The sequence below is a fragment of the Bradyrhizobium sp. CCGUVB14 genome (assembly GCF_024199935.1).
GTDB lineage: Bacteria > Pseudomonadota > Alphaproteobacteria > Rhizobiales > Xanthobacteraceae > Bradyrhizobium.
The window spans coordinates 8391462-8414784 of the sequence record NZ_JANADS010000001.1; the positions used below are offsets into that span (position 1 = coordinate 8391462).

Annotated in this window: 28 protein-coding genes; 8 read left to right on the top strand and 20 right to left on the bottom strand. The window is 63.7% G+C overall.

Annotated features, from left to right (window positions below):
- Positions 1–45: 45 nt before the first annotated feature.
- Positions 46–654 carry a TetR/AcrR family transcriptional regulator gene (locus NLM32_RS39270; RefSeq protein WP_254134027.1) on the top strand — a complete coding sequence of 203 codons (609 nt, stop codon included), beginning with the start codon at positions 46–48 and terminating at the stop codon, positions 652–654.
- On the opposite strand, the gene NLM32_RS39275 is transcribed toward NLM32_RS39270, so the two are convergent.
- From NLM32_RS39275 to urtA, 16 genes are all read right to left on the bottom strand, one after another.
- On the bottom strand, positions 651–2309 hold the full coding sequence (locus NLM32_RS39275; protein WP_254134028.1) for an HWE histidine kinase domain-containing protein: 1659 nt from the start codon (positions 2307–2309) through the stop codon (positions 651–653). The genes NLM32_RS39270 and NLM32_RS39275 overlap by 4 nt on opposite strands.
- Before the next feature lie 300 nt (positions 2310–2609).
- Complete coding sequence (gene ureG / locus NLM32_RS39280) at positions 2610–3233, bottom strand: urease accessory protein UreG (RefSeq protein ID WP_212330530.1); 624 nt, start codon at positions 3231–3233, stop codon at positions 2610–2612.
- A 157-nt stretch (positions 3234–3390) separates the two neighbouring features.
- Positions 3391–4119 carry an urease accessory protein UreF gene (locus NLM32_RS39285; protein ID WP_254135528.1) on the bottom strand — a complete coding sequence of 243 codons (729 nt, stop codon included), beginning with the start codon at positions 4117–4119 and terminating at the stop codon, positions 3391–3393.
- Entirely contained in the window at positions 4100–4753 is a 654-nt protein-coding gene (gene ureE / locus NLM32_RS39290) for an urease accessory protein UreE (protein WP_254134029.1), read from the bottom strand. The genes NLM32_RS39285 and ureE overlap by 20 nt, the downstream gene beginning before the upstream one ends.
- Before the next feature lie 6 nt (positions 4754–4759).
- Complete coding sequence (locus NLM32_RS39295; RefSeq protein WP_254134030.1) at positions 4760–5059, bottom strand: putative quinol monooxygenase; 300 nt, start codon at positions 5057–5059, stop codon at positions 4760–4762.
- Between the two features lie 139 nt (positions 5060–5198).
- Complete coding sequence (gene ureC / locus NLM32_RS39300) at positions 5199–6914, bottom strand: urease subunit alpha (RefSeq protein WP_254134031.1); 1716 nt, start codon at positions 6912–6914, stop codon at positions 5199–5201.
- Positions 6915–6951: 37 nt separating this feature from the next.
- Positions 6952–7491: an HD domain-containing protein gene (locus NLM32_RS39305; protein WP_254135529.1), complete on the bottom strand. Its 540-nt coding sequence runs from the start codon at positions 7489–7491 to the stop codon at positions 6952–6954.
- Positions 7491–7955, bottom strand: coding sequence for an endonuclease domain-containing protein (locus NLM32_RS39310; RefSeq protein WP_254134032.1), 465 nt, complete (start codon positions 7953–7955; stop codon positions 7491–7493). Before NLM32_RS39310 ends, NLM32_RS39305 begins: the two co-directional genes overlap by 1 nt.
- Before the next feature lie 92 nt (positions 7956–8047).
- Positions 8048–8353, bottom strand: a complete 306-nt coding sequence (locus NLM32_RS39315) for an urease subunit beta (protein WP_092227079.1) — start codon at positions 8351–8353, stop codon at positions 8048–8050.
- Between the two features lie 11 nt (positions 8354–8364).
- Positions 8365–8667: an urease subunit gamma gene (locus NLM32_RS39320; protein ID WP_007605424.1), complete on the bottom strand. Its 303-nt coding sequence runs from the start codon at positions 8665–8667 to the stop codon at positions 8365–8367.
- 24 nt (positions 8668–8691) lie between these two features.
- Positions 8692–9534, bottom strand: coding sequence for an urease accessory protein UreD (locus NLM32_RS39325; RefSeq protein ID WP_254134033.1), 843 nt, complete (start codon positions 9532–9534; stop codon positions 8692–8694).
- 54 nt (positions 9535–9588) lie between these two features.
- A complete protein-coding gene (gene urtE / locus NLM32_RS39330) occupies positions 9589–10284 on the bottom strand; it encodes an urea ABC transporter ATP-binding subunit UrtE (protein WP_254134034.1) in 696 nt (231 codons plus the stop codon).
- A gap of 3 nt (positions 10285–10287) precedes the next feature.
- Positions 10288–11049: an urea ABC transporter ATP-binding protein UrtD gene (gene urtD / locus NLM32_RS39335; protein WP_014498216.1), complete on the bottom strand. Its 762-nt coding sequence runs from the start codon at positions 11047–11049 to the stop codon at positions 10288–10290.
- 5 nt (positions 11050–11054) lie between these two features.
- On the bottom strand, positions 11055–12218 hold the full coding sequence (urtC, locus tag NLM32_RS39340; RefSeq protein ID WP_254134035.1) for an urea ABC transporter permease subunit UrtC: 1164 nt from the start codon (positions 12216–12218) through the stop codon (positions 11055–11057).
- Complete coding sequence (urtB, locus tag NLM32_RS39345; RefSeq protein ID WP_254134036.1) at positions 12215–13825, bottom strand: urea ABC transporter permease subunit UrtB; 1611 nt, start codon at positions 13823–13825, stop codon at positions 12215–12217. The genes urtC and urtB overlap by 4 nt, the downstream gene beginning before the upstream one ends.
- An 82-nt stretch (positions 13826–13907) precedes the next feature.
- Complete coding sequence (gene urtA, locus NLM32_RS39350) at positions 13908–15230, bottom strand: urea ABC transporter substrate-binding protein (protein WP_200471806.1); 1323 nt, start codon at positions 15228–15230, stop codon at positions 13908–13910.
- A 505-nt stretch (positions 15231–15735) separates the two neighbouring features.
- Between urtA and NLM32_RS39355 the strand changes: the two genes are divergently transcribed.
- The 3 genes from NLM32_RS39355 to NLM32_RS39365 all read left to right on the top strand — a co-directional run bounded on the left by NLM32_RS39355 (position 15736) and on the right by NLM32_RS39365 (position 18085).
- Entirely contained in the window at positions 15736–17295 is a 1560-nt protein-coding gene (locus NLM32_RS39355; RefSeq protein ID WP_254134037.1) for a DEAD/DEAH box helicase, read from the top strand.
- 23 nt (positions 17296–17318) lie between these two features.
- A complete protein-coding gene (gene infA, locus NLM32_RS39360; protein WP_018646603.1) occupies positions 17319–17606 on the top strand; it encodes a translation initiation factor IF-1 in 288 nt (95 codons plus the stop codon).
- Positions 17607–17872: 266 nt separating this feature from the next.
- Complete coding sequence (locus NLM32_RS39365) at positions 17873–18085, top strand: cold-shock protein (RefSeq protein ID WP_188101588.1); 213 nt, start codon at positions 17873–17875, stop codon at positions 18083–18085.
- A gap of 93 nt (positions 18086–18178) precedes the next feature.
- Here the strand turns inward: NLM32_RS39365 and NLM32_RS39370 are convergent, their stop codons facing one another.
- The 4 genes from NLM32_RS39370 to NLM32_RS39385 all read right to left on the bottom strand — a co-directional run bounded on the left by NLM32_RS39370 (position 18179) and on the right by NLM32_RS39385 (position 21103).
- Positions 18179–18802 (bottom strand): TadE/TadG family type IV pilus assembly protein, encoded by a 624-nt coding sequence (locus NLM32_RS39370; RefSeq protein ID WP_254135530.1) that lies wholly within the window; start codon positions 18800–18802, stop codon positions 18179–18181.
- A gap of 23 nt (positions 18803–18825) precedes the next feature.
- Complete coding sequence (locus tag NLM32_RS39375; RefSeq protein WP_254134038.1) at positions 18826–19404, bottom strand: TadE/TadG family type IV pilus assembly protein; 579 nt, start codon at positions 19402–19404, stop codon at positions 18826–18828.
- A gap of 214 nt (positions 19405–19618) precedes the next feature.
- On the bottom strand, positions 19619–20116 hold the full coding sequence (locus tag NLM32_RS39380) for a pilus assembly protein N-terminal domain-containing protein (protein ID WP_254134039.1): 498 nt from the start codon (positions 20114–20116) through the stop codon (positions 19619–19621).
- Between the two features lie 159 nt (positions 20117–20275).
- The gene (locus NLM32_RS39385) at positions 20276–21103 is read right to left on the bottom strand and encodes a sterol desaturase family protein (protein WP_254135531.1); all 828 of its coding nucleotides are present in this window, start codon (positions 21101–21103) and stop codon (positions 20276–20278) included.
- A gap of 260 nt (positions 21104–21363) precedes the next feature.
- Here NLM32_RS39385 and NLM32_RS39390 point away from each other — a divergent pair, with 260 nt between their 5' ends.
- The 4 genes from NLM32_RS39390 to cpaB all read left to right on the top strand — a co-directional run bounded on the left by NLM32_RS39390 (position 21364) and on the right by cpaB (position 23322).
- Entirely contained in the window at positions 21364–21528 is a 165-nt protein-coding gene (locus NLM32_RS39390) for a Flp family type IVb pilin (RefSeq protein WP_008131913.1), read from the top strand.
- Between the two features lie 78 nt (positions 21529–21606).
- Positions 21607–21747, top strand: a complete 141-nt coding sequence (locus NLM32_RS39395; protein WP_254135578.1) for a hypothetical protein — start codon at positions 21607–21609, stop codon at positions 21745–21747.
- Between the two features lie 125 nt (positions 21748–21872).
- On the top strand, positions 21873–22397 hold the full coding sequence (locus NLM32_RS39400; protein ID WP_148776824.1) for a prepilin peptidase: 525 nt from the start codon (positions 21873–21875) through the stop codon (positions 22395–22397).
- Between the two features lie 127 nt (positions 22398–22524).
- On the top strand, positions 22525–23322 hold the full coding sequence (cpaB, locus tag NLM32_RS39405; protein ID WP_254134040.1) for a Flp pilus assembly protein CpaB: 798 nt from the start codon (positions 22525–22527) through the stop codon (positions 23320–23322).
- The last annotated feature ends 1 nt before the right edge of the window (position 23323 follow it).

The window sequence follows — 23323 nt, forward strand, 5'->3', positions numbered from 1 at the left end:
GGCGGCGGCTGATGGGAATGGCCGCGCAGGGAGACCGGCTTGGTCATGGCGAAGAGCACGAGCGATGTGGCCGAGGGCGCGCCCCGGCGCGGCCGGCCGCGCTCGATCGAGACCACCAACGCCATCCTCGAAAGCGCCTATGCGCTGATGGCCGCGACCGGCCTTGCCGCAACCACGATCGATGCCGTCGCGCGCCACTCCAACGTCTCCAAGATGACGATCTACAAATGGTGGCCGTCGCGGGAGGCGCTGCTGATCGACGCTTTTCTCCACCACGCCGCGCAGATGCTGCCGCTGCCGCCGCCGAGCGCGGGTACGCCTGCGGCACGTGCACGCCGCCATGCCACAGCCTATGCCGAAGCCTTGCAGGGCGAGTTCGGCAAGGTGCAGCTTGCGGTCATCTCCGAATGCATCTCCAAGACCGGCTCGGCGGAGCTGTTCTATTCGCGCTACCTCCAGTTCCGCCGCGACGCGCTGGTGGAGATGATCGCAACCGGCCAGCGTGACGGCAGCATCCTGGCCGAGGCTCCGGCGGAGGATCTTTACGACGCCATCTATGGCAGCCTGTTTTACCGCTACGTCTTCGGCATCGCGCCGATCACGGCGGCCTATGCACGCAACCTGGTCGACCTGGTGTTGCGGCCGAAGGGCTAGCGCACCGGCTTCACCGGCTGCGACAGTTTTTCGGTGCGGTCGCGCTCGGTCATGTCCACGACCGTCTCCATCGGTGCGGTCAATTCATAGACATAGGAGACGTCGGTGAAGTAGCGCTTGGCGGTGCCGCCGAGCGCTTCGGGCGCGACGCGGTCGAGCAGGATCAGGCCGAAATCCGAATCCGGCCGGCGGGTCGCCTCGCTGGTGTTGAACTCCTCCCAGCGGAAATGAAACACCGTCTCCGGCTCCTCGCCCGTCACGGTCCAGTTCGCGGTGATGTGCGGATGCTTGCCGACCAGCGACAGGCCTTCGTCCGAGTGCGAGGCAAGCTCGAAGAACAGCAGCGACAGGCTCTGGGCGGCACGCGCGCTGACCGCGATGTCCGGGCCGCTGACGGCGATGCGATCGGCATGCGGAATGGCACGCGCTTCGAACAGGCCCTTCAGCTTGACGCCCTGCCATTGGCTCTCGCTGAGCAGCGAGACCACGTTGGACATGGCGTGGATGCGGCCGATCAGGAGTTCGCGCGCGACATCGATGTCCGAGCCATGGCGCAGCGTGCGCGTCACGATCGACTGGATCACCGCGAGGATGTTCTTGACCCGGTGGTTGAGCTCGTCGATGACCGCGGTCAGCCGGCGCTCGAAGCCGATCCGTACCTGGATTTCACGGCTGAGCCTCAAATTATTGTAGGCGACGTAACCGAACAGGCCGCAGACCATCGCGGTAATGGCGAAGCCGATCGCCGCGACGATGATTGCGGTCTGCTCTGCGCGCCGTGCCGAATTGGTCTTCGCATAGTAGCCGAGCTGCCAGTCGCGGCCGCCGAAGCTGATGGTGCGCGTTGCCGACGGGGCCGGCCCGTCCGGCGTCGTCATGCGGGTGGACACGATGCCCTGATCGTTGGCAACGAGCTCGCTGCCTTCCTTGCGCGGGTCCTTCAGCGCGACCGAGAACAACGACAGATCGTCATTGGTCAGCATCAGCGACGCCAGCTCGTAGGAAAAGGTGACGAAGCCGACCGGCTCCGTGGCGCCTTCCGGAATAACGGGGGCGGCCACGATGACGCCGATCGGGCCGTTGTCGCGCAAGAGCGGTAAAGGGTCGGAGGCAACCGACCGCTTCTCGACCCTGGCACGCGTCAGCATGGCGTTGCGAACCGGTTCGTCATCGTAGCTGCGGCCCGGCAGCGCCTTGGTCTCGTCGCTGCGCGGCTCGAGGTCCATCAGCACGTCGATCGGCTGGGTCAGGCTTGCCGGGTTGATCGGCTTGTCGTTGTAGTCACGGATCTGCGGTTTCGGGAAGCCGGCGGCCGCAATCGCGGTCTGCGCCGCGGCGAGCTCGCTCGGCTGCAGCCGGGCGACCCAGCCGGCCACCACGAAATCGGTCTTGAAGGCGTAGATCGCCGAGCGCAGCGGCTCCAGCATGTTGGGCTTCAGCACCGACGGCGCGCGGAACAGGCCGGAAGCGACACGCGCCAGGAGTTCACGCTCGGTCGACCTGTCCTGGACGAGGCTCGCATGAACGTCGATCGCGCGGGCCAGCGCAATCCGATCCAGCGCCAGCTCCTGGTCGTGGACACGATAAGCCGCCAGCCCGGAGAGCAAGGCTCCGAGCAGAGCGATGAAGCCGATGATGAAACCCAGCCGGACCACGCGACTACTCAGGCGAAGGCGGGAGGTCGGCAATAAACACGGAGCATATCAACGCCGCTCGAACGACCATGTGCCGAAACAGGGTGGACCCCAGTGGCAGAGATAATGACGGAGGAGGCATCTGTACGCAACTTCGGTCGCCGAAAAAGCTTAATTCGCCCGGCCGATCGTCTGGCCAACAGCGGCTCTGCTCCGGGCACCGGAGGTGGATAATCGCCGTGTCCGACATTGGTTCCGCCGAGGCGGCTTTGCCTCAGGTGTTAACGGCGGAAAATGCCTGCGCCACGTCGCCGCGGTCCGTCAGCCCGCGCGTTTCAGCCCACCCTTGGTCTCGATGAAGCCGACGATGCGGTCGAGCCCCTCGCTCTTCTTCAGATTGGTCATGACGAAGGGGCGCTCGCCGCGCATGCGCCTGGCATCCGTGTCCATCTTCTCGAGGGAGGCACCGACATGGGGCGCGAGGTCGATCTTGTTGATGACCAGAAGGTCGGAACGGGTGATGCCGGGGCCACCCTTGGACGGAATCTTGTCACCGGCGGCAACGTCGATCACATAGATGGTGAGATCAGCCAGCTCCGGCGAGAAGGTCGCCGCCAGATTGTCGCCGCCGGACTCGATCAGCACGAGGTCGAGCCCCGGGAATTTGGCGCGCATGTCCGCAACCGCGGCAAGATTCATCGAAGCATCCTCGCGGATCGCCGTGTGCGGACAGCCGCCGGTCTCGACGCCGGCGATGCGGTCCGGAGTCAACGAGCCGGAGCGCACGAGGAATTCCGCATCCCATTTGGTATAGATGTCGTTGGTGATCGCGGCGATGTCGTAGCGCTCGCGCATGGTCTTGCAGAGCAGGTCCATCAGCGCGGTCTTGCCCGATCCAACGGGGCCGCCGACGCCGACACGCAAGGGGCCGTGAGATTTCGACATACTCTCTCCTAATGTCGTCCCGGCGAAGGCCGGGACCCATAGCCACCGAAGTCAGTTGATGAGACGGGATATGGCTGCGTCCTTTCATAACCACACACATTTGTGGTTATGGGTCCCGGCCTTCGCCGGGACGACGATCGGTTAGACCTCGCGCCTCTCATGACCGAAACAGCCGCGTATATTGTGTCTCGTGCCGCAGGCTGGCGAGATCGGCGCGGAAGGTCGCGCTGCCGAGATCGTCGAGTGTCGCCGCGAGTGCCCGATGGGCGGTCGTGGCGACGGCGGCTTCCAATTTCACCAGCACGCGCTGGCTGTCGGTCTGGCCGAGCGGAATGAGCCGGCTTGCCGCCGAGATCCAGTTCGAGACCAGCGCATGCAGGAAGGCGTGCAGCGTCGGCGCCAGCGGCACGCCGTGCATCGCGGCGACGACGCCGACGGCGACGGGATAGACCAGTGGCGTGCGGCACGCCGCGACCATGGCATCCAGGCCCTCGGCATCCCACGCCGCGCGGGAAATATCGATGAAGGCGCGCCCCTGCGAGGTCGTCTCGAGTTGCCGTTCGCGCGACGGCACGAAGGCGGCGGCGAGTTCGGTGACATCACTCAAGGACGCATCCTCGCCAGCTTCGGCGGCGCGATAGGCGTGGACCAGAAACGTCGCATCGCAAAAGCCGGAGCCGTCGCCAAGCATGGCATCCAGCCAATCGGCTAGCGTCGCGATGTCGGTGATATCACCCGCTTCGACCGCCCATTCGATGCCGCTCGAATAGGAGAACCCGCCGACGGGAAACGCCGGCGACAGCCACGTCATCAGCCGGTACAGCGCCGCCGCCTCGCGCTCGGCGAGGTCGGAGGCACTCACCGGCTCATTTGTGGTCATGAGCATGCTTGTGGCCGTGATGATGGTCGGGATGATCGCAGTGCTCGTCGTGGTGATGGTGATGATCATGACCATGGTCATGCGCGGCATGATCATGATGGTGGTCGTGGCCGTGATGATCATGGTGATGGTGGCCATGATCGTGGTGACCATGATCATGATGGCCGTGGTCATGGTGGGCATGGTCATCGTGACCATGCGCATGGCTGGCCTCGGCATAGGCGCCGCCTTCGGGATCGAACGGCGCCTCGATCTCGACGACGCGCGCGCCGAGGCCCTTCACCATGGCCTCGATGACGTGATCGCGGCGGATACGCAAGCTCTTGGCCATCAGCTGCGTCGGCAGATGGCGATTGCCGAGATGCCAGGCAACGCGGATGAGATGATGCGGGTCGTGGCCGCGGATCTCCAGCAGCGGCTCGGGCGCCGCAACCACTTCGACCAGCCTTCCATCCTCCAGCACCAGCGCATCGCCGCCGCGCAATGCCACGGCGTTTTCCAGGTCGAGCAGGAATTCGAGCCCCCGCGTCCCCGTCATCGCCATGCGGCGACGGTGCCGATCGTCGAAATCGAGCACGACCGTATCCGCCGGCGTTTCCGTGAAACGGTGCTGTCCTTTAACCTGCGTCGCCCGGATCATGCGTTGTTACCTCGTCTCGACCTTCTCGGGCGTGATGATTTCGACCTTCGGCGGCGCCGTGAAGCACTTCACCGCAACGCGGCCGAACGTCTTCATGTGCTCCTGGCCGCGATGCGGCACCAGCGCCTCGGCGTTCTCCCACTGCTCGACGAACACCATCTTGGTAGGATCGGTGACACTCTCGTGCATATCGTAGGCGATATTGCCCGGTTCCTTCCGCGTCTCCTTGATGCAGGCGGTGGCGGCTGCAATGAATTCGGCGCGCGTCTCAGGCTTGATGGTCAGGGTTGCAACGACGTAAATCACGAGAAATCCTCCCGGCTTTTCTTCTGGTTCAAGATACCGGGCGGGACATTAGACCAGCCCGGATCGAACGCAAAACCGGAAAAGCCGCCTCCGGGCATGCAATGAGACATGCGCCGGGGACATGCGTTGAGGCGCTATTTCAGTACATGAAATATCGCTGGGCCATCGGCAGCACCTCGGCCGGAGGACAGGTCAGAAGCTCGCCATCGGCGCGCACCTCGTAGGTCTCCGGATCGACCTCGATATTGGGCGTGGCGTCGTTGTGGATCATGCTCTTCTTCGAGATCTTGCTGCGGGTATTCTGGACCGCGTAGAGCTTCTTCTCGATGCCCAGTTTCCGGGCGAGACCGCCGGTGATCGCGGCCTTCGAGGTGAAAACTACGGACGACGCCGTGCGCGCCCCGCCGAACGCGCCGAACATCGGCTGGTAGTGCACCGGCTGCGGCGTCGGGATCGAGGCGTTGGGATCACCCATGGGGGCTGCGACGATCATGCCGCCCTTGACGATGCAGTCCGGCTTGACGCCGAAGAAGGCCGGCGACCACAGCACGAGATCGGCGAGCTTGCCCTTCTCCACCGAGCCGATCAGCTTCGACACGCCATGCGCGATCGCCGGATTGATCGTGTATTTGGCGATGTAGCGCTTGACGCGGAAATTGTCGTTGTCCTTGCCCTTGTCCTGCGGCAGCGATCCGCGCTGCTTCTTCATCTTGTCGGCGGTCTGCCAGGTCCGGATGATGACCTCGCCGAGGCGGCCCATGGCTTGCGAGTCAGACGACATCATCGAGAGCGCGCCGAGATCGTGCAGGATGTCTTCGGCCGCGATGGTCTCCTTGCGGATGCGGCTCTCCGCGAACGCCAGATCTTCCGCGATCGAGGGATCGAGGTGGTGGCACACCATCAGCATGTCCAGATGCTCGTCGATGGTGTTGCGGGTGAATGGCCGCGTCGGATTGGTCGAGGACGGCAGCACGTTCTTCAAGCCTGCGACCTTGATGATATCGGGGGCGTGGCCGCCGCCGGCGCCCTCGGTGTGGAAGGCGTGGATGGTGCGGCCCTTGAACGCCTTGATCGTGTCCTCGACGAAGCCGGATTCGTTCAGCGTGTCGGAATGCAGCATGACCTGGATGTCGTAATCGTCGGCCACCGACAGGCAGTTGTCGATCGCCGCCGGCGTGGTGCCCCAATCTTCATGCAGCTTCAGCGCGCAGGCGCCACCCTTGATCATCTCGACCAGCGCGGCCGGACGCGAGGCGTTGCCCTTGCCGGAAATGCCGAGATTGACCGGGAAGGCATCGAACGACTGGATCATCCGCCCCATGTGCCAGGGGCCGGGCGTGCAGGTCGTGGCGAAGGTGCCGTGCGAAGGACCGGTGCCGCCGCCGAGCATCGAGGTGACGCCGGACATCAGCGCGTGCTCGATCTGCTGCGGGCAGATGAAATGGATGTGGCTGTCGAAGCCGCCGGCGGTGAGGATTTTTCCCTCGCCCGCGATCACGTCGGTGCCGGGACCGATGATGATCGTCACGCCCGGCTGGATGTCGGGATTGCCGGCCTTGCCGATCGCCGAAATCATGCCTTCCTTGATGGCGACGTCAGCCTTCACGATGCCCCAGTGGTCGACGATCAGCGCATTGGTGATGACGGTGTCGGCCGCGCCCTGCTTGTTGGTGACCTGCGACTGGCCCATACCGTCACGGATCACCTTGCCGCCGCCGAACTTCACCTCCTCGCCGTAGGTGGTGAAATCCTTCTCGACCTCGATGATGAGATCGGTGTCGGCGAGCCGCACCTTGTCACCGGTGGTCGGACCGAACATGTCGGCATAGACGGAACGCTTCATCTTGACGGACATCACAAGCCCCGTTTGCGTTTGAATTTCAGGTCGGCGCTCACAGCGAAGCCCTCGCCTTTCGCACCATGTCGTCGAATGTCGTGTCGAGCCAGGCATTGCCGCCGCGGCAGCCGGCAACGACCCGCTCGGCCCAGCCGGTATAGTCGACGAGGTCGTCGCGCTCGTCCGCGGTCGGATCGGAATGAATGCGCGCACCGATATTGCTGACCTTGTCGGCGATCTTGATCAGCTTTGCGCCGGCGGACTTTTTCGGTGCGTCGACAACCTGCAGGCGCCGCCGCTCCGCTTTCGGCAGGCTCATGTCGTCGGTGCATTCGACGACGAGGGAGGCGACACGGTCGGAGAATCCTTGCGCCAGCTCTTCGCGCGTGGTCTCGGTATCCTCGATCACGTCGTGCAACCATCCGGCGGCGACGAGCTCGGCATCCGCCCCATCGGTCGCAGCCGCGAGCAGATTCGCGACCTCGGCGAGATGGTTGATGTAAGGCTCATTCCCCCGCCCCTTGCGCGCCATACCATTGTGCCGGCGCGCGGCCAGCTCAGCGGCTTCCGAGATGAGGCGCACGGCGGAGAGCATCATGCTTCCTCCGCACCATTCGACGCGCTCTTGCCATCAGTTAGGGACGCATCGCTGGAAGGGTTCCCTCCCCCCTTGCGGGGGAGGGTTAGGGAGAGGGGTGCCGCTTGCTCCGCTGCCTCGAGAATGGAAAGAACAACGCCCTCGAGGTTCTTCATCACGTCATCATTGGTGAAGCGCAACACACGATAGCCGCGGGATGTAAACCATTGGTCGCGCCGCTCATCGTGACGGATGCGTTCTTCGAAATCGTGGCTCTCTCCATCGAGCTCAACAATGAGCTTGCAGGAATGGGCCACGAAATCCGCGATGTAGTGGCCAATGGGTGTCTGGCGGCGAAAAGCGAGGCCTGCGAGGCGATCGGCTTTCAAGTAGCGCCAGAGAAGTGTCTCAGCACGAGTCATCTCGCGCCTCAATCGCTTGGCGCGATGACGCTGAATCTCGCTGACCTCGTCGTGCGGCATACCCCTCTCCCCAACCCTCCCCCGCAAGGGGGGAGGGAGCCCGACCGGCGTGCTCACCTCACTATGGATCACGGCACTCGCCTCGGCTTACGTCACAGCTTCCCCATCACGTCGCCACGGAAGCCGTAGATCGTCTTCTTGCCGGCGAGCGCGACGAGTTGGACGTCGCGGGTTTGGCCGGGTTCGAAGCGGACGGCGGTGCCGGCGGCGATGTCGAGGCGCATGCCGCGGGACTTCTTGCGGTCGAATTTCAGCGCGGGGTTGGTCTCGAAGAAATGGTAATGCGAGCCGACCTGGATCGGTCGGTCGCCGGTGTTGGCGACCGTCAGCGTCACGGTCTTGCGGCCGGCATTGAGCTCGATCTCGCCGTCCTGGATGAAGAGTTCGCCGGGGATCATGCGTCTTACTCCTATCGGATCGGTTCGTGCACGGTGACGAGCTTGGTGCCGTCAGGGAACGTCGCCTCGACCTGGATGTCGTGGATCATCTCGGGGATACCCGGCATCACCTGGTCGCGAGTCAGAACCTGCGCGCCCGATTGCATCAGCTCGGCCACGGTGCGGCCATCGCGCGCGCCCTCGAGGATGAAATCGGAGATGATCGCGATCGCCTCGGGATGGTTGAGCTTGACGCCGCGGTCGAGCCTGCGGCGCGCCACGATCGCCGCCATCGAGATCAGAAGCTTGTCCTTTTCGCGGGGAGACAGGTTCATGCGAAATCTCTTCCGTTCAACACTTCAATTCAGCCACAGCCGGGGCAGCGCGGCGCCGGTGCGCGCCAGCACAGCCATCATGTCGGCACGCAAACGCGCCGCATCTTGGGCACAGAACCGCGCCATTGCAAAGCCATTCCAGGCCGAGATTCCGACCTCGCCCGCGAAAGAATCCGATGCCTCGCGGACGCGTTCGACCAATGCCTCATCGCCGGGCACGATCAGGGCCGTGCCGATCGCAGCTGCGCCCTTCCCGACCGCCGATCGCGAGAGTTTCGCGCCGATATCGCCATCGAGCCTGATCGTCTCGGCAAAGACCAGCTTGCCGCCACGGCGCAACCGCCAGCGGTCGACGAATTCACCCTGCTCCATGCGCTCGCCCATGGCAGTGCGGCCGAAGATCACAATTTCACAAAGCAGGAGCGAGGCGGCCTCATCGAGTTCGATGTCGAAACAGCGATGAACCCGGGCGCGATCGAACAGGATCGTCTCCTGGGGCAACCAGCCGAGATGCGCGCCAGCGGCAACCCTCAGGGAAATGTTGAGCCGCGCAGCCTCGCCCGGCGCGCGATAGACCTTTTCGGCGGCGGCCGTCGTCAGCGTCAGCCGCGATCTGTCTGCGGCCGAAATCTCGATGTCGAAGCGATCGCCGCCGGCGACGCCACCGGCCGTATTGACGAACACGCCGGACAGGCCATCGTCCTCCGGTGAGGGAAAGCGCACGCGCAACGAGCCGGATTCATGCAGAGCCCCGCGCCGCGTTACGCCGTCGCGGGCGTGCACGTCGAAACGCACCGCGCCGCGGGCACGGTTGGCCTCGAACACCGAAGATGTCGCCAAAGATGTGACCAAGGCGTCGCTGCGCATCCGTCTCCCCCAGCCGGTCGCGGCAGGATTTTTTCCAGCCTACAATGTCCCGGCTTACAGCGCCATCTGGCGACTGATCTCGCTTGGGTCGAGATTGGAGCGGTCGCAGGTGAACTTCACCGCCCCGCGATCCATCACCGCGAAACTGTCGCCAAGCTCGCAGGCAAAGTCGAGATACTGCTCGACCAGCACGATGGCGATGTTGCCGAGGTTGCGCAAGTACGAGATGGCCCGGCCGATGTCCTTGATGATCGAGGGCTGGATGCCTTCCGTCGGTTCGTCGAGCAGCAGCAATTTCGGCCGCATCACCAGCGCGCGCCCGATCGCCAGTTGCTGTTGCTGGCCGCCGGAGAGATCGCCGCCGCGCCGGCCGAGCATGGACTCCAGCACCGGAAACAACGAGAACACGTCGTCCGGGATGTGCTTGTTCTCGCGCTTGAGCGGGCCGAAGCCGGTCTTGAGGTTCTCCTCGACCGTCAGAAGCGGAAAGATCTCGCGCCCCTGCGGCACGAAGCCGATGCCCTTGCGGGCCCGCTCGTAGGGCTTCAGGCCGGTAATGTCGCTGCCATCGAACATGATCGCGCCCGAGGAGATCGGATATTGCCCGACCATGGCACGCAACAACGACGTCTTGCCGACGCCGTTACGCCCGAGCACGCACGTCACCTTGCCCGGCTCGGCCGCGATCGATACGCCGCGCAGTGCCTGGGCGGCACCGTAGAACAGGTTGATGTCCTTGACCTCAAGCATTGCTCAGCGCCCCAGATACACTTCGATGACCCGCTCGTTGGACGAGACCTGGTCGATGGTTCCTTCGGCGAGCACCGTACCTTCATGCAGGCAGGTGACCTTGACCCCGAGCTCGCGCACGAACGTCATGTCATGCTCGACCACCATGACCGTGTGGGTCTTGTTGATCTCCTTGAGCAGCTCGGCGGTCAGATGGGTCTCGACGTCGGTCATCCCAGCGACGGGCTCGTCGACGAGGAGCAGCTTTGGGTCCTGCGCCAGCAGCATGCCGATCTCGAGCCATTGCTTCTGACCGTGGCTGAGGCTGCCGGCGAGGCGGTTGCGGGCGTCGGTGAGGCGGATCGTCTCCAGCACCTTGTCGATGCGCTCCGACTCCGCCCTGCTGCCGCGCCAGAACAGCGTGCCCTTGACGCTGTGATCGACATTGAGCGCGAGCAGGAGGTTGTCCTGCACGGTCTGGCTCTCGAACACGGTCGGTTTCTGGAATTTGCGGCCGATACCAAGCTCGGCGATGCGGGTCTCGTCCAGCCGCGTCAGGTCGGTGACGCCGTCGAACAACACGGTGCCCTCGTCCGGCTTGGTCTTGCCGGTGATGATGTCCATCATCGTGGTCTTGCCGGCGCCGTTCGGGCCGATGATGGCGCGCATTTCACCGGGCGCGAGCGTCAGCGACAGGTTGTTGATGGCGTGGAAGCCGTCGAACGAGACGTGCACGCCGTCGAGATAGAGCATCGCGGAGGTTGCGCGGGTATCCATGACGTTCATGACCGCTACTCCGCCATCTTCGGTTCGGTGACGCCGTCTTCGGCCGCCGCACTCGTCGTGGCCGGGCGCCTCTCTCTGGCCGACTCCCGCCATGCATTGAAGGTGCCGACGATGCCCTTCGGCAGCAGCAGCGTCACCAGGATGAACAGCGCACCCAGCATGAACAGCCAGTACGGCGCCAGCACGCCGGAGGTGAAGAAGGTCTTGGCGTAGTTGACGACGATCGCACCGAGCGCCGCGCCGACCAGCGTGCCGCGGCCGCCGACCGCGACCCAGATCACCGCCTCGATCGAATTACCCGGCGCGAATTCGCTCGGGTTGATGATGCCGACCTGCGGCACATAGAGCGCGCCGGCGACGCCGGCCATGCAGGCCGACAGCGTGAACACGAACAACTTGTAGGATTCGACGCGGTAGCCGAGGAATCGGCTGCGCGATTCCGCATCCCGGATCGCGATCAGCACCTTGCCGAGCTTGGAGGACACGACGGAGCGGCAGATCAGGAAGCTGACAATCAGCGCCAGACAGCTCAGCGCGAACAGCGCCGCGCGCGTGCCTTCGGCCTGGACGTTGAAGCCAAGGATATCCTTGAAGTCGGTCAGACCATTGTTGCCGCCAAAACCAAAATCGTTGCGGAAGAAGGCGAGCAGCAGCGCATAGGTCATCGCCTGCGTGATGATCGACAGATACACGCCGGTGACGCGGGAACGGAAGGCGAGCCAGCCGAAGCAGAAGGCAAGCAGGCCCGGCACGACCAGCACCATCAGCGCCGCGAACCAGAACATGTCGAAGCCGTACCAGTACCAGGGCAGCTTCTGCCAGTTCAGGAACACCATGAAGTCCGGCAGGATCGGATTGCCGTAGACGCCGCGGGTGCCGATCTGCCGCATCAAATACATGCCCATGGCGTAGCCGCCGAGCGCGAAGAAGGCGCCGTGGCCGAGCGAGAGGATGCCGCAATAGCCCCAGATCAGGTCGATCGACAGCGCCAGGATGGCGTAGCAGACATATTTGCCCCAGAGCGCGACCAGATAGGTCGGCACTTGCAGGAACGAGCCCGCCGGCAGCAGCAGGTTGGAGAGCGGGATGAGGATGCCGCAGACAGCGACGATGGCGAGGAACATCGCCGCACCGCGGTCCAGCGATCGCGTCAGCATGTGAGGGGTCATGCTTCCACCGCACGGCCCTTGAGCGCGAACAGGCCGCGCGGCCGCTTTTGAATGAACAGGATGATCAGAACCAGGATCGCGATCTTGCCGAGCACGGCGCCGGCGACCGGCTCCAGGAACTTGTTGGCGATGCCGAGCGTGAAGGCGCCGACCAGCGTGCCCCAGAGATTGCCGACCCCGCCGAACACCACGACCATGAAACTGTCGATGATATAGCTCTGGCCGAGGTTGGGGCTGACATTGTCGATCTGCGACAGGGCCACGCCGGCGATGCCCGCGATGCCCGAGCCGAGCCCAAAGGTCAGTGCGTCGACGCGCGAGGTGGCGATGCCCATCGAGGCCGCCATGCGACGGTTCTGCGTCACCGCACGCATCTCGAGGCCAAGCGCGGTGTAACGCAGCATGGCGAGCAGGATCATGAACACGGCGAGCGTGAAGACGAGGATCCAGAGCCGGTTATAGGTGATGGTGATCTGGCCGAGATCGAACGCGCCGCTCATCCAGGAGGGGTTGCCGACCTCGCGGTTGGTCGGGCCGAACATGGTGCGTACCGCCTGCTGCAGCACCAGCGACAGGCCCCAGGTTGCAAGCAGCGTCTCCAGCGGCCGGCCATAGAGGAAGCGGATGATGCTGCGCTCGATCAGCACGCCGATGCCGCCGGCGACGAGGAAAGCGAGCGGCACGGCGATCAGCAGCGAATAGTCGAACAGAGCGGGATAGCGGGTTCGGATCACCTCCTGCACCACGAAAGTGGTGTAAGCCCCGATCATCACCATCTCGCCGTGGGCCATGTTGATGACGCCCATCACGCCGAAGGTGATGGCGAGCCCGATCGCGGCGAGCAGCAGCACCGAGCCGAGCGACAGGCCGTACCAGGCATTCTGCACCCCCGACCAGACCGCCAACGAGCTCTGAATCGAGCCGATCGCGCTCGCAGCGGCCTTTGCGACGGAGGGCGGTTGATCGGTGCCGATGTCGGACAGCAACGCCAGCGCTTCCTGATCGCCGCGCGCCTTGATGGTGGCGACGGCCTCGAGCTTCTGCAACTCTGTTGCGTCGGACTTGAACAGCAGAATGGCCGCGCGCGCTTCACCGAGCGCGGTCTTGACCGATTTGTTGGTTTCCTTGGCGAGTGCCGCTTCAACCGGCTCGAGCGCGGTCTCCTCATGCGATTTGAAGACGGACTGCGCGGCCTGCAGTCGGGCGCCGAGATCGGGCGACTGCAGCGTCAGGCTGCCGAGCGCAGCGTCGACGCTGCGACGCAGACGGTTGTTGAGGCGAACGGCGCTGGCGCTATCGGGCACGCTGGCCACGGGCTCGCCGGTCGCGGCGTCGATCGACTTGCCGTCGGTGCCGGTGACGTAAACCTTCTTGCTGTCCGGATCGGCCATGAGACGACCGTCCTGGAGCGCGCTGATGATGGGAAAGGCAAGCTTGTTGCCGCTGCTGGCGACCACGCCGATCGCTTCGTCCGTGTCGGAATAATCGTCGTTGGCAAATTTGGCGACCGCATCCTCGAACGGACCGGCAAAGGCCGGCAGTGCGAACGCGATCAGGAACAGCGAGAGGACAAAGGTCGAGAGACGAACGGATAGATTGGTTGGCACTGTGGATCACCCCGGCAGAAGTGGGGAGAAGGCGGCGGAATAGCCGTCTTCTCCCATTGTGCAGTCGAACGTCAGATCCGGATCAGGAGCCGGAGCCGAGGCACTTGTTGGTCTTGGTGTTGAAGTTGCCGCACTTCTTGCCGACCCAGTCGCCGATCAGGTCCTTGGAGCCGTCGAGCTCCTTCGACCAGGCGTCGCCAGCGACGAGACCCGGGGTCTTCCAGACCACGTCGAACTGGCCGTTGCCCTTGATCTCGCCGATGAACACCGGCTTGGTGATGTGGTGGTTCGGCAGCATCTTCGACACGCCACCGGTCAGGTTCGGCGCCTCGATGCCGGGAAGCGCATCGATCACCTTGTCCGGATCGGTCGACTTCACCTTCTCGACGGCCTTGATCCACATGTTGAAGCCGATCACGTGGGCTTCCATCGGATCGTTGGTCGTGCGCTTCGGGTTCTTGGTGTAGGCCTGCCAATCCTTGATGAACTTCTCGTTCGCCGGGGTCTTGATCGACTCGAAGTAGTTCCAGGCAGCGAGATGGCCGACCAGCGGCTTGGTGTCGATGCCGGCGAGCTCTTCCTCACCCACCGAGAACGCGACCACCGGGATGTCCTTCGCCTTGATGCCCTGGTTGCCGAGCTCCTTGTAGAAGGGGACGTTGGCGTCGCCGTTGATGGTCGAAACCACCGCCGTCTTCTTGCCGGCCGAGCCGAACTTCTTGATGTCGGCCACGATCGTCTGCCAGTCGGAGTGACCGAACGGCGTGTAGTTGATCATGATGTCTTCCTGGGCAACACCCTTCGACTTCAGGTAGGCTTCCAGGATCTTGTTGGTGGTGCGCGGATAGACGTAGTCGGTGCCCGCGAGCACCCAGCGCTTCACCTTCTCGTCCTTCATCAGATAGTCGACGGCCGGGATCGCCTGCTGGTTCGGCGCAGCACCGGTGTAGAACACGTTGCGCTCGGACTCTTCACCCTCGTACTGCACGGGGTAGAACAGGATGTTGTTGAGCTCCTTGAACACCGGGAGCACCGACTTGCGCGACACCGAGGTCCAGCAGCCGAACACGACCGAGACCTTGTCCTTGGTGATCAGCTCGCGCGCCTTTTCGGCGAACAGCGGCCAGTTCGAGGCGGGGTCGACGACGACGGCCTCGAGCTTCTTGCCGAGCACGCCGCCCTTCTTGTTCTGCTCGTCGATCAGGAAAAGGATGGTGTCCTTCAGCGTGGTTTCGCTGATGGCCATGGTGCCGGAGAGGGAGTGCAGGACGCCGACCTTGATGGTGTCGTCCGCGGCTTTGGCACCGGAAATGGACGCCAGACCGAGCATCAGTCCGGTGGTCGCGGCGAGAACGCCGCGGCGGCTAAATGACGCCGCTATATCGTGAATGGATTTGGTAGGCATGGATGTATCATCTCCCTGACGCAGACGTGAAAAACGCTGCGAAACGGCCCCACGGCCGCCTGCGATTAACGGAATCGCAAGAACCATGCCATGGGCTGGGCACCTGCCAAGTGATTGGTCAGTCTAGACAATTTCGGCGCAATCCAAGTTTCGCCGCAGTCTAACTGCTCAAAACTTGGGCGAATAAAATGTATGCTTATGCGGCAGCCAGTTCATTTTTTGAGCAAAACGCTGCTGCTGGCTAAAATTCCGGCATAACTATTTTTGCACTGCGATCGACGCCAGATGATCGCCTGCCTTGAAAGCGCCCCGTCAATGTTCCATATGACTATGGAGATCGCTCGCGAATCGAGCGGTCATAGCGAGCCGCGTGTTCTTAAGCCCTCTACGGGCCTCTGGCTTGCCCCATATCTCCCAAGCCATCCGACACCCCAAACACGCAGGTGTCTTCTCGACACCCTTATGCGCGCGCCCCGCAGATTGCGCCGGGCCGACCGCATTTGACATGGAAAGAACCCATCTTTTGACTTCGTTTCAGGACTTCGGCCTCGCCGAACCCATCGCACGTGCTCTCGCCGAAGAGAATTACGTCACCCCCACCCCCATCCAGGCCCAGACGATCCCCACGGCGCTGACCGGCCGCGACGTCGTCGGCATTGCCCAGACCGGCACCGGCAAGACCGCATCCTTTGCGCTGCCGATCCTGCATCGCCTGCTCGAGAACCGCATCAAGCCGCAGCCCAAGACGGCCCGCGTGCTGGTGCTGTCGCCCACCCGCGAGCTTTCGGGGCAGATCCTCGACAGCTTCAACGCCTATGGGCGCCACATCCGCCTGTCCTCGACGCTGGCCATCGGCGGCGTGCCGATGGGCCGCCAGGTCCGCGCCCTGATGCCGGGCGTCGACGTGCTGGTTGCCACCCCTGGCCGCCTGCTCGATCTCGTGCAGAGCAACGGACTGAAGCTTGGCAGCGTCGAATTCCTCGTGCTCGACGAAGCCGACCGCATGCTCGACATGGGCTTCATCAACGATATCCGCAAAATCGTCGCCAAGCTGCCGATCAAGCGGCAGACGCTGTTCTTCTCGGCCACCATGCCGAAGGACATCGCCGAACTCGCCGATTCCATGCTGCGCGATCCTGCCCGCGTCGCGGTGACCCCGGTCTCGTCGACCGCCGAGCGCATCAACCAGCGCATCATCCAGGTCGATTTCTCGGCCAAGGCCACCTTCCTGACCAAGCTGCTGAAGGACGAGCCGATCAACCGCGCGCTGGTGTTCACCCGCACCAAGCACGGCGCCGACAAGGTCGTGAAGACGCTCGAGAGGGCCGGCATCGCCGCCAGCGCCATTCACGGCAACAAGTCGCAGAACCATCGCGAGCGCACGCTCGCCCAGTTCCGCTCCGGTGAAATCCGCACCCTGGTCGCCACCGACATCGCCGCCCGCGGCATCGACGTCGACGGCATCACCCATGTCATCAACTACGACCTGCCGAACGTGCCGGAGACCTATGTCCACCGGATCGGCCGCACCGCGCGCGCCGGCGCCGAAGGCACCGCGATCTCGCTGGTCGCAGGCGGCGAGGAACTCAGCTATCTCCGTGACATCGAGCGGCTGATCAAGGTGGCGCTGCCGCGCGAGGATCTGCGCACCGATGCCGGCCGCCGCGATGCGGGCGCTCCGCCGCCGCAGCAACGTCAGGGCCGGCCGGGCGGCCGCCCGGGCCAGCGCCCGCAAGGCGCACGGCATGGTGAGGGACGGCGCAACGACGAACGGCATGGCGATGGACGCCACCACAGCGCCGGCAAGCAGGGCGACGGCCGGCACGGCGACCCCCGGCATGCTGACGGAAGGCATGCCGATGGAAGGTCCGGCAATGGCGCGCAGGCCTCGAAAGGGTCGCGCCGCCGCCGCTCCGGTGGAAAGGTGCATTCTTCGCCGGCCGACCGCCCGGAACAGCGTTCCGCGCATAGCGCCGGGGCGCCCGATGGGATACAAGGCGTGGCCTTTTTGCGCCGTGAGAGTCGGCCGAACGGCCACCCGAACCGCAAACCTCATTCGCACTAGCCGTCCACGACCTGGAGAAATTCATGGCTAAGGAAGAGCTGATCCAGTTCGAAGGACTGGTCACCGAAATCCTCCCCGACGCGCGCTACCGCGTGCAGCTCGACGCCGGGCACGAGATCGTCGCCTACACCGCCGGCAAGATGAAGAAGAACCGCATCAAGACGCTGGCGGGAGACCGCGTGACGGTGGAGATGTCGCCCTACGACCTCGAAAAGGGCCGGCTAATTTTCCGCCACAAGGACGAACGTCCCGCGACCGCCGGCGGACCGCCGCGTCCCGGACAGCGCGGCGGCCAATTCCGCCGCCGTTAACGGCTCCCGCGCGCAAGCGCGGAATGAAAATGCTGATCTGTATGCTGATCCGCCGTGGGCATCACGGCGGATCAAAAAATCGTGCACGTCAGGATTGTTTTGGGGCCTTAGTTCCAATAAAATGAACACATCGATTTTCGGCCGGACGACATTGGCATCCACCGGTACAGCCGGTTCAGACACGCTGACGACCCTTCCAAAAATTCGATCTAACCTGCCTGCGCAAGCGGGCTTTTAAATTGTGTATCTGAGAAGGGACTACCCACGTGAGCATGGGAACCGTGAAGTGGTTTAACGCGACCAAGGGCTATGGCTTCATCCAGCCCGACGACGGCGGCAAGGACGTGTTCGTTCACATCAGCGCCGTCGAGCGCGCCGGCCTCGGCTCGCTGCGCGAAGGCCAGAAGATCTCCTACGAGATCGTCGCCGATCGCCGGTCCGGCAAGTCGGCTGCCGACAACCTTCGCGACGCAGGCTGATCTCCAGCGCGAGCGCACCGAACAACGAAAAAGGCCGTGCGGGATGCACGGCCTTTTTTTATGCGGTATCGACTAACCTGGCCGCTGTGCGGCTCAGCACGTCGTCGGAACGCCACCATAGTAGACGCAGGTGACCTGCCGCGGACGCGTATAAGAGACATCGCTCAGCGTGACGCCCGTCTTCAGGACATATTTGACGGGAGCTGTGTAGATGTAGCTCACCTGGCTGAAGATGAGATAGGTCGACGGAAGCAGCAGCGTCGACGGAATCATCGACGTGACCGTGGTGTTGGCCGCCAGTGTCGGCGGCGGAGCCGTCAGGCTGGCCTGCGTCGCACCGCTCGTAATGACGGCGGACTTGCTCCATTGAATCTTGGCGACGCTGTTTGCGTCGATATAGATCTGGGCGATCGTTCCGTTCACGAGCGTATTGTCGTACGGCGTGATGATCGACATGCTCGCCGTGAACGTGTTCTGGAGGTTGGCGTCGGTCAGCGTCCCTGAGGACTGCGACGTCAAATCGGACAGGGTTCGCGCGATCAGCGTCACCTTGCGGTCGACCGCCACCGCGGATGAGAGCTCGACGGTGCCGAAGAACATCACGAGCATCACCGGCACGATCACCGCGAACTCGGTTGCCGCGAGGGCCTTGTTGTCCGCGCGGAATTTGCCTGCAGAGATACGGCCAGCTTGCAAGATTTTCAGGATCGCCTGCATGGTTCTGCTCAAATCCGATGGTCCTAGTAGGGCTCGTTCTGGAATGCGGCCGTCGCGACGAGAAGCCGTGTATTGTTGGTGGTGCTACAGGCCAGATTGTAGCCGAGCCCGGTCACGAACAGCGGCCACTTGTAATAGAGCCGCACCACGACGACTTGCCCGGAGCTCCCGGGATTGTACCCCACCGTAGTGGGATCGAAGTTGCAGGCGGTGTAGTTGCCGAGAGTGACCGACGAGAAGTCCGAATAGCTCTGGACGTCGACGCTGAGGCTGTTGCAATCGAACAGCGCCGGGATCTGCGCACAGACGTAGGTCTTGAACGTCGCCTGGGTGCACGGCGTGGCCACGGAGTTCACCGCACAACTCGTCACCGAACCGGACTGCGCCTGCCCGGTCAGAACGACGCGGGCGGAGCTCTGCGTGATGGTCTCGAGCACCTGGCTCGCGAAGAACATCAGCGCCGTCTCAATGATCGCGAACAGCAGCCCGAAGAAGATCGGCGCGACCAGCGCGAACTCGACTGCTGCGGAGCCGCGGCGATTGCCGCGAAACCGGCGCAGCGCAGTCCGGAGCGTGAACCTCGAAGGTGCGGGCGATGGCATCGCGTGAAATTCCCCAGCGGCAGCGATCTCTGCCCCGATCAGTACCAAGAACTGATTGTTTAAGTGTTTCAGACAATCCGTACCGGCCGGACCGAGTCGTTAAGATCGGGTTAACCACGCCGGCCCGCGGACGCGGGAGAACAGAAAGCCTGCCGCGCACGACGCCTCGCGCGGGACCGGGTGGTCCCGCCCGTGGGCCTCTCGGCTGATCCCGCTAGTTCGTCTTGGCAGCCGCGGCGCCGTTGCCGCTGGCACTGTTGCTCAGCGTTCCGGCCTGATTCATCGTGGTGCTGAAGAAATTGTCGCTGTCGCCGAGCGTGACGCGGCGCTGGCAGATCGGCAGGCAGCTATAGGACTCCCGTTCGATCCCGCGATAGACGGTGACGAGACGATCGCTTGGGCCTTCGACCTGGATCTGCCGGTCAACCAGGATCTCGCCGCCGCGGTCGAGCGCGATGAAGTTGGTGGCGCCGTATCCCTTGCCGGTCACGACGATCATCCCGCCGGGCTGCAGCGTCACGTCGGCGATCAGGGGATTCCCGACCACGATCGTTGCCACCTTGCCGGGCAGGCGCACCAGCTTGGCCTGGTCGACATTGACCGCGATGGTATCGGCGGTGGGCTCGGCAAGGCCAATGGCCGGCGAAGCCAGCACGGCAGCCGCAGCCAGGAGACAGATGCGCGCGTGGCGGCGCAGAAACTCTTTACGCATACTCTTACCCCGGGACGTCACAAACCGGCAGAATCGATCAGCAAGCGGAGCCGGCGCCCGACCCGGTTAACCTGCCTGTAATTCGTGAACGTTCCGCAAACTCGGCAAGTATTGTTTGAACGGACCGACGTTTTTGTCGCCCCGGCGCCGGACGCACTCCTACTGACGGAACGGGTAAGCGAGCTGGCCGCCGATCTCCTTCGGCATCGTCGCTTCATCCTTGCCGTAATCCTGCGGCAGCTCGCCCTTCGGCATGCGGAAGGTCCCGAACAGCACATCCCAGATCGGGAAGGTGCCGGCAAAATTGGTGTCGCCGCCCTCCTCGAGCGAGGTGTGGTGCCAACGGTGGAACACCGGCGTCGCCAGCACATATCTGAAGGGGCCGAAGGTCCAGTTCAGATTGGCGTGCACGAAGGCCGAATGGAAGGTCGTGAACGGGCCGACCCAGATCATCACGTTCGGCGAAATGCCGGCCATCAGCAGCACGACGTCGACGCCGATGGTGCCGAGCATCAGATTGACCGGGTGGAAGCGGGCCGCCGAGATCCAGCTGATCTCCTCGGAGGAGTGATGGATCGCATGATATTTCCAGAACCCGCCGCCGTGAAACAGCCGGTGCAACCAGTACAGCATGAAGTCGGCCAGGACCAGGAACAGCACGCCCTGCACCCAGAGCGGCAGCTGCGCCAGCGGGCCGTGGCCGTTGTCATAGAAGGCGATCAGCTCGTCGGCGTCGTGGATGTTGAAGACGACACCAGCGGTAACGATCAGGAGCCCGATCCGCATGGTGCGGGCGAATACCGGAACGAAGAACCAGTAGCAGATGTCGGTCACGATCTCGCGCTTGCGCCACCACACCGGACCGGCATTGCACGCCCAGAAATGCTCGAGCACGGTGAAGACCACCGCGAGCATGAAGGTGACCGGGATCACCTTCTCGATGGTCTCGCCGAGCATCAAGGCGACTTGCATGGGTAGGCTCGACATCATCGCTTCTGTTCCAGTCTGCTTGATCTCCCCTTAGGCCTACTCCGCGAAATTTAAAGGAGGATGAAGTTGACGGCGCGTTCGGGGCTGGAACGAATTTAGACGGCCGCCTTAAGGCGATGTTCACTCTGGCCAAAAGCATCGCGTGAGATGCGTGTTTGACCGAACGAATTAACTCTACCGAAAGAGCTCGGCTCACATGCTCGTCGCGTCAAGACAGCGCCGATCGAGGCGACCTCACCCAGATGGAGTTTAGTTTCATGAAGAACCTGATTGCGCGTTTCGCGAAGGATGAATCCGGCGCCACCGCCATCGAATACGGTCTGATCGCCGCCGGCATCGCGCTGGCCATCATCACCGTCGTCAACAACCTCGGCACCACGCTGAACGCCAAGTTCGGCTCGATCAGCTCCTCGCTGAAGTAAGCCGACCGGCAGACGATCGCAAAAGCCCCGGACCTCCGGGGCCTTTGTTTTTTGCGGACAGTGCGAGTTCCAGTGGCGTTGCGTAAGCACAGAACGGATGCCGCGATTGCGGCGAACGAGGCGGACACGGCGCGAGGCGACGCCTCGGCCTATTGGATCTGCCTTGCGTTGCTGCTCGCCATGGTCACCCTCGCGATGCGCATCGCCAGCATGTGGTGAACCTTCCGGCGCCGGATGACCGGCCCCGAGGCCGCTGCGGTCGTTGTCGGTTTGTTTAGCACTGCCCCCTAGCATGCGCCGACGCCCCGATCCGGGCGACAGACCCAGGCCTCAAGACGCAGCCCATGATCCTCGACCTCGCGCGCCTTCTGCTGTTCCCGGCCCTGATGGCGTTCGCAGCCGCCAGCGATCTCTTCACCATGACGATCTCGAACCGCGTCTCGCTGGCGCTGGTGGCAGGTTTCTTCGTGCTCGCCTTTGCCGGTGGCATGGCACCTTACGAGATGCTCAGCCATGTCGGCGCCGGCGCGCTGCTCCTCGTCGTGGCTTTCACTTGCTTTGCGATGGGCTGGATGGGCGGCGGCGACGCCAAGGTCGCAGCTTCCGTCGCGCTCTGGTTCGGCTTCGGCCCCTTGATGGACTTCCTGCTCTACGCTTCGCTGTTCGGCGGTGCGCTGACCCTGCTTCTGCTCCAGTTCCGGCAGTGGCCGTTGCCTTACGGGCTTGCCGGTCAGGCCTGGCTCGCGCGACTCCACGACAAGCAGACCGGTATTCCCTACGGCATCGCGCTCGCACTCGGCGCACTGATGGTCTACCCCGAGACCGAATGGGTGAAAGCGATCGACCTCGCTCACCTCGCACTGCGCTGAAGGTTCCGGATAAACCCGGCGTTAAGGCGATTTAGATACGCCTCATTAACCATGCTTTGACGAATAGCTGGTCAACTGCCGAATACGGCGGCGGCAGCGTCGCGGCGTTCTGTGGAAAGTGAAGCGTATGAATAGGGCACGCATAGTCGTCCTGACGGTCGCCATCTGCGCCGGCGGCGTCGCCGCGTATCTGGCGAGCGGCTCGGACTCTGCGCCGCCTCCAGCGGCTCCGGTCGCGCAGCTTCCCACCACCGACGTGCTCGTCGCCAAGAACGACATCGGCCTCGGCCAGACCGTGAAGGCGGAAGACGTGCAGTGGCAGACCTGGCCCACCGCGACCGCCAGCACCACCTTCATCCGCCGCACCGAGCGCCCCGACGGCGCGACCCAGGTCGTCGGCTCGATCGCGCGCGCGCCCTTCATCCAGGGTGAGCCGATCCGCGACCAGAAGCTGGTCAAGGCCGATGGGTCCGGCTTCATGGCTGCGATCCTGCCGACCGGTATGCGCGCCATCTCCACCGAAATCTCGCCGGAGACCGGCGCGGGCGGCTTCATCCTGCCGAACGATCGCGTCGACGTGCTGCTGACGCGCCGCCTCAAGAACCCGGACCAGAGCGCCGGCGCCCAGGACGTCATCACGTCCGAGGTCATTCTGGTCAATGTCCGCGTGCTCGCCATCGACCAGGCGCCGAAGGAGAAGGACGGCCAGAACGCGGTGATCGGCAAGACCGTGACGCTGGAGCTCAATTCCGCGCAAACCCAGCTGCTGTCCTCGTCCCGCCAGGCCGGAACGCTGTCGCTGGCGCTGCGCAGCATTGCCGACGTCAAGACGAGCGAGATCACGCTCGATGATTCCGCCCAGAAGCGCGATGGCGTTTCAATCATTCGCTACGGCATTCCGACCCAGGCGACGAAGGCACGATGAG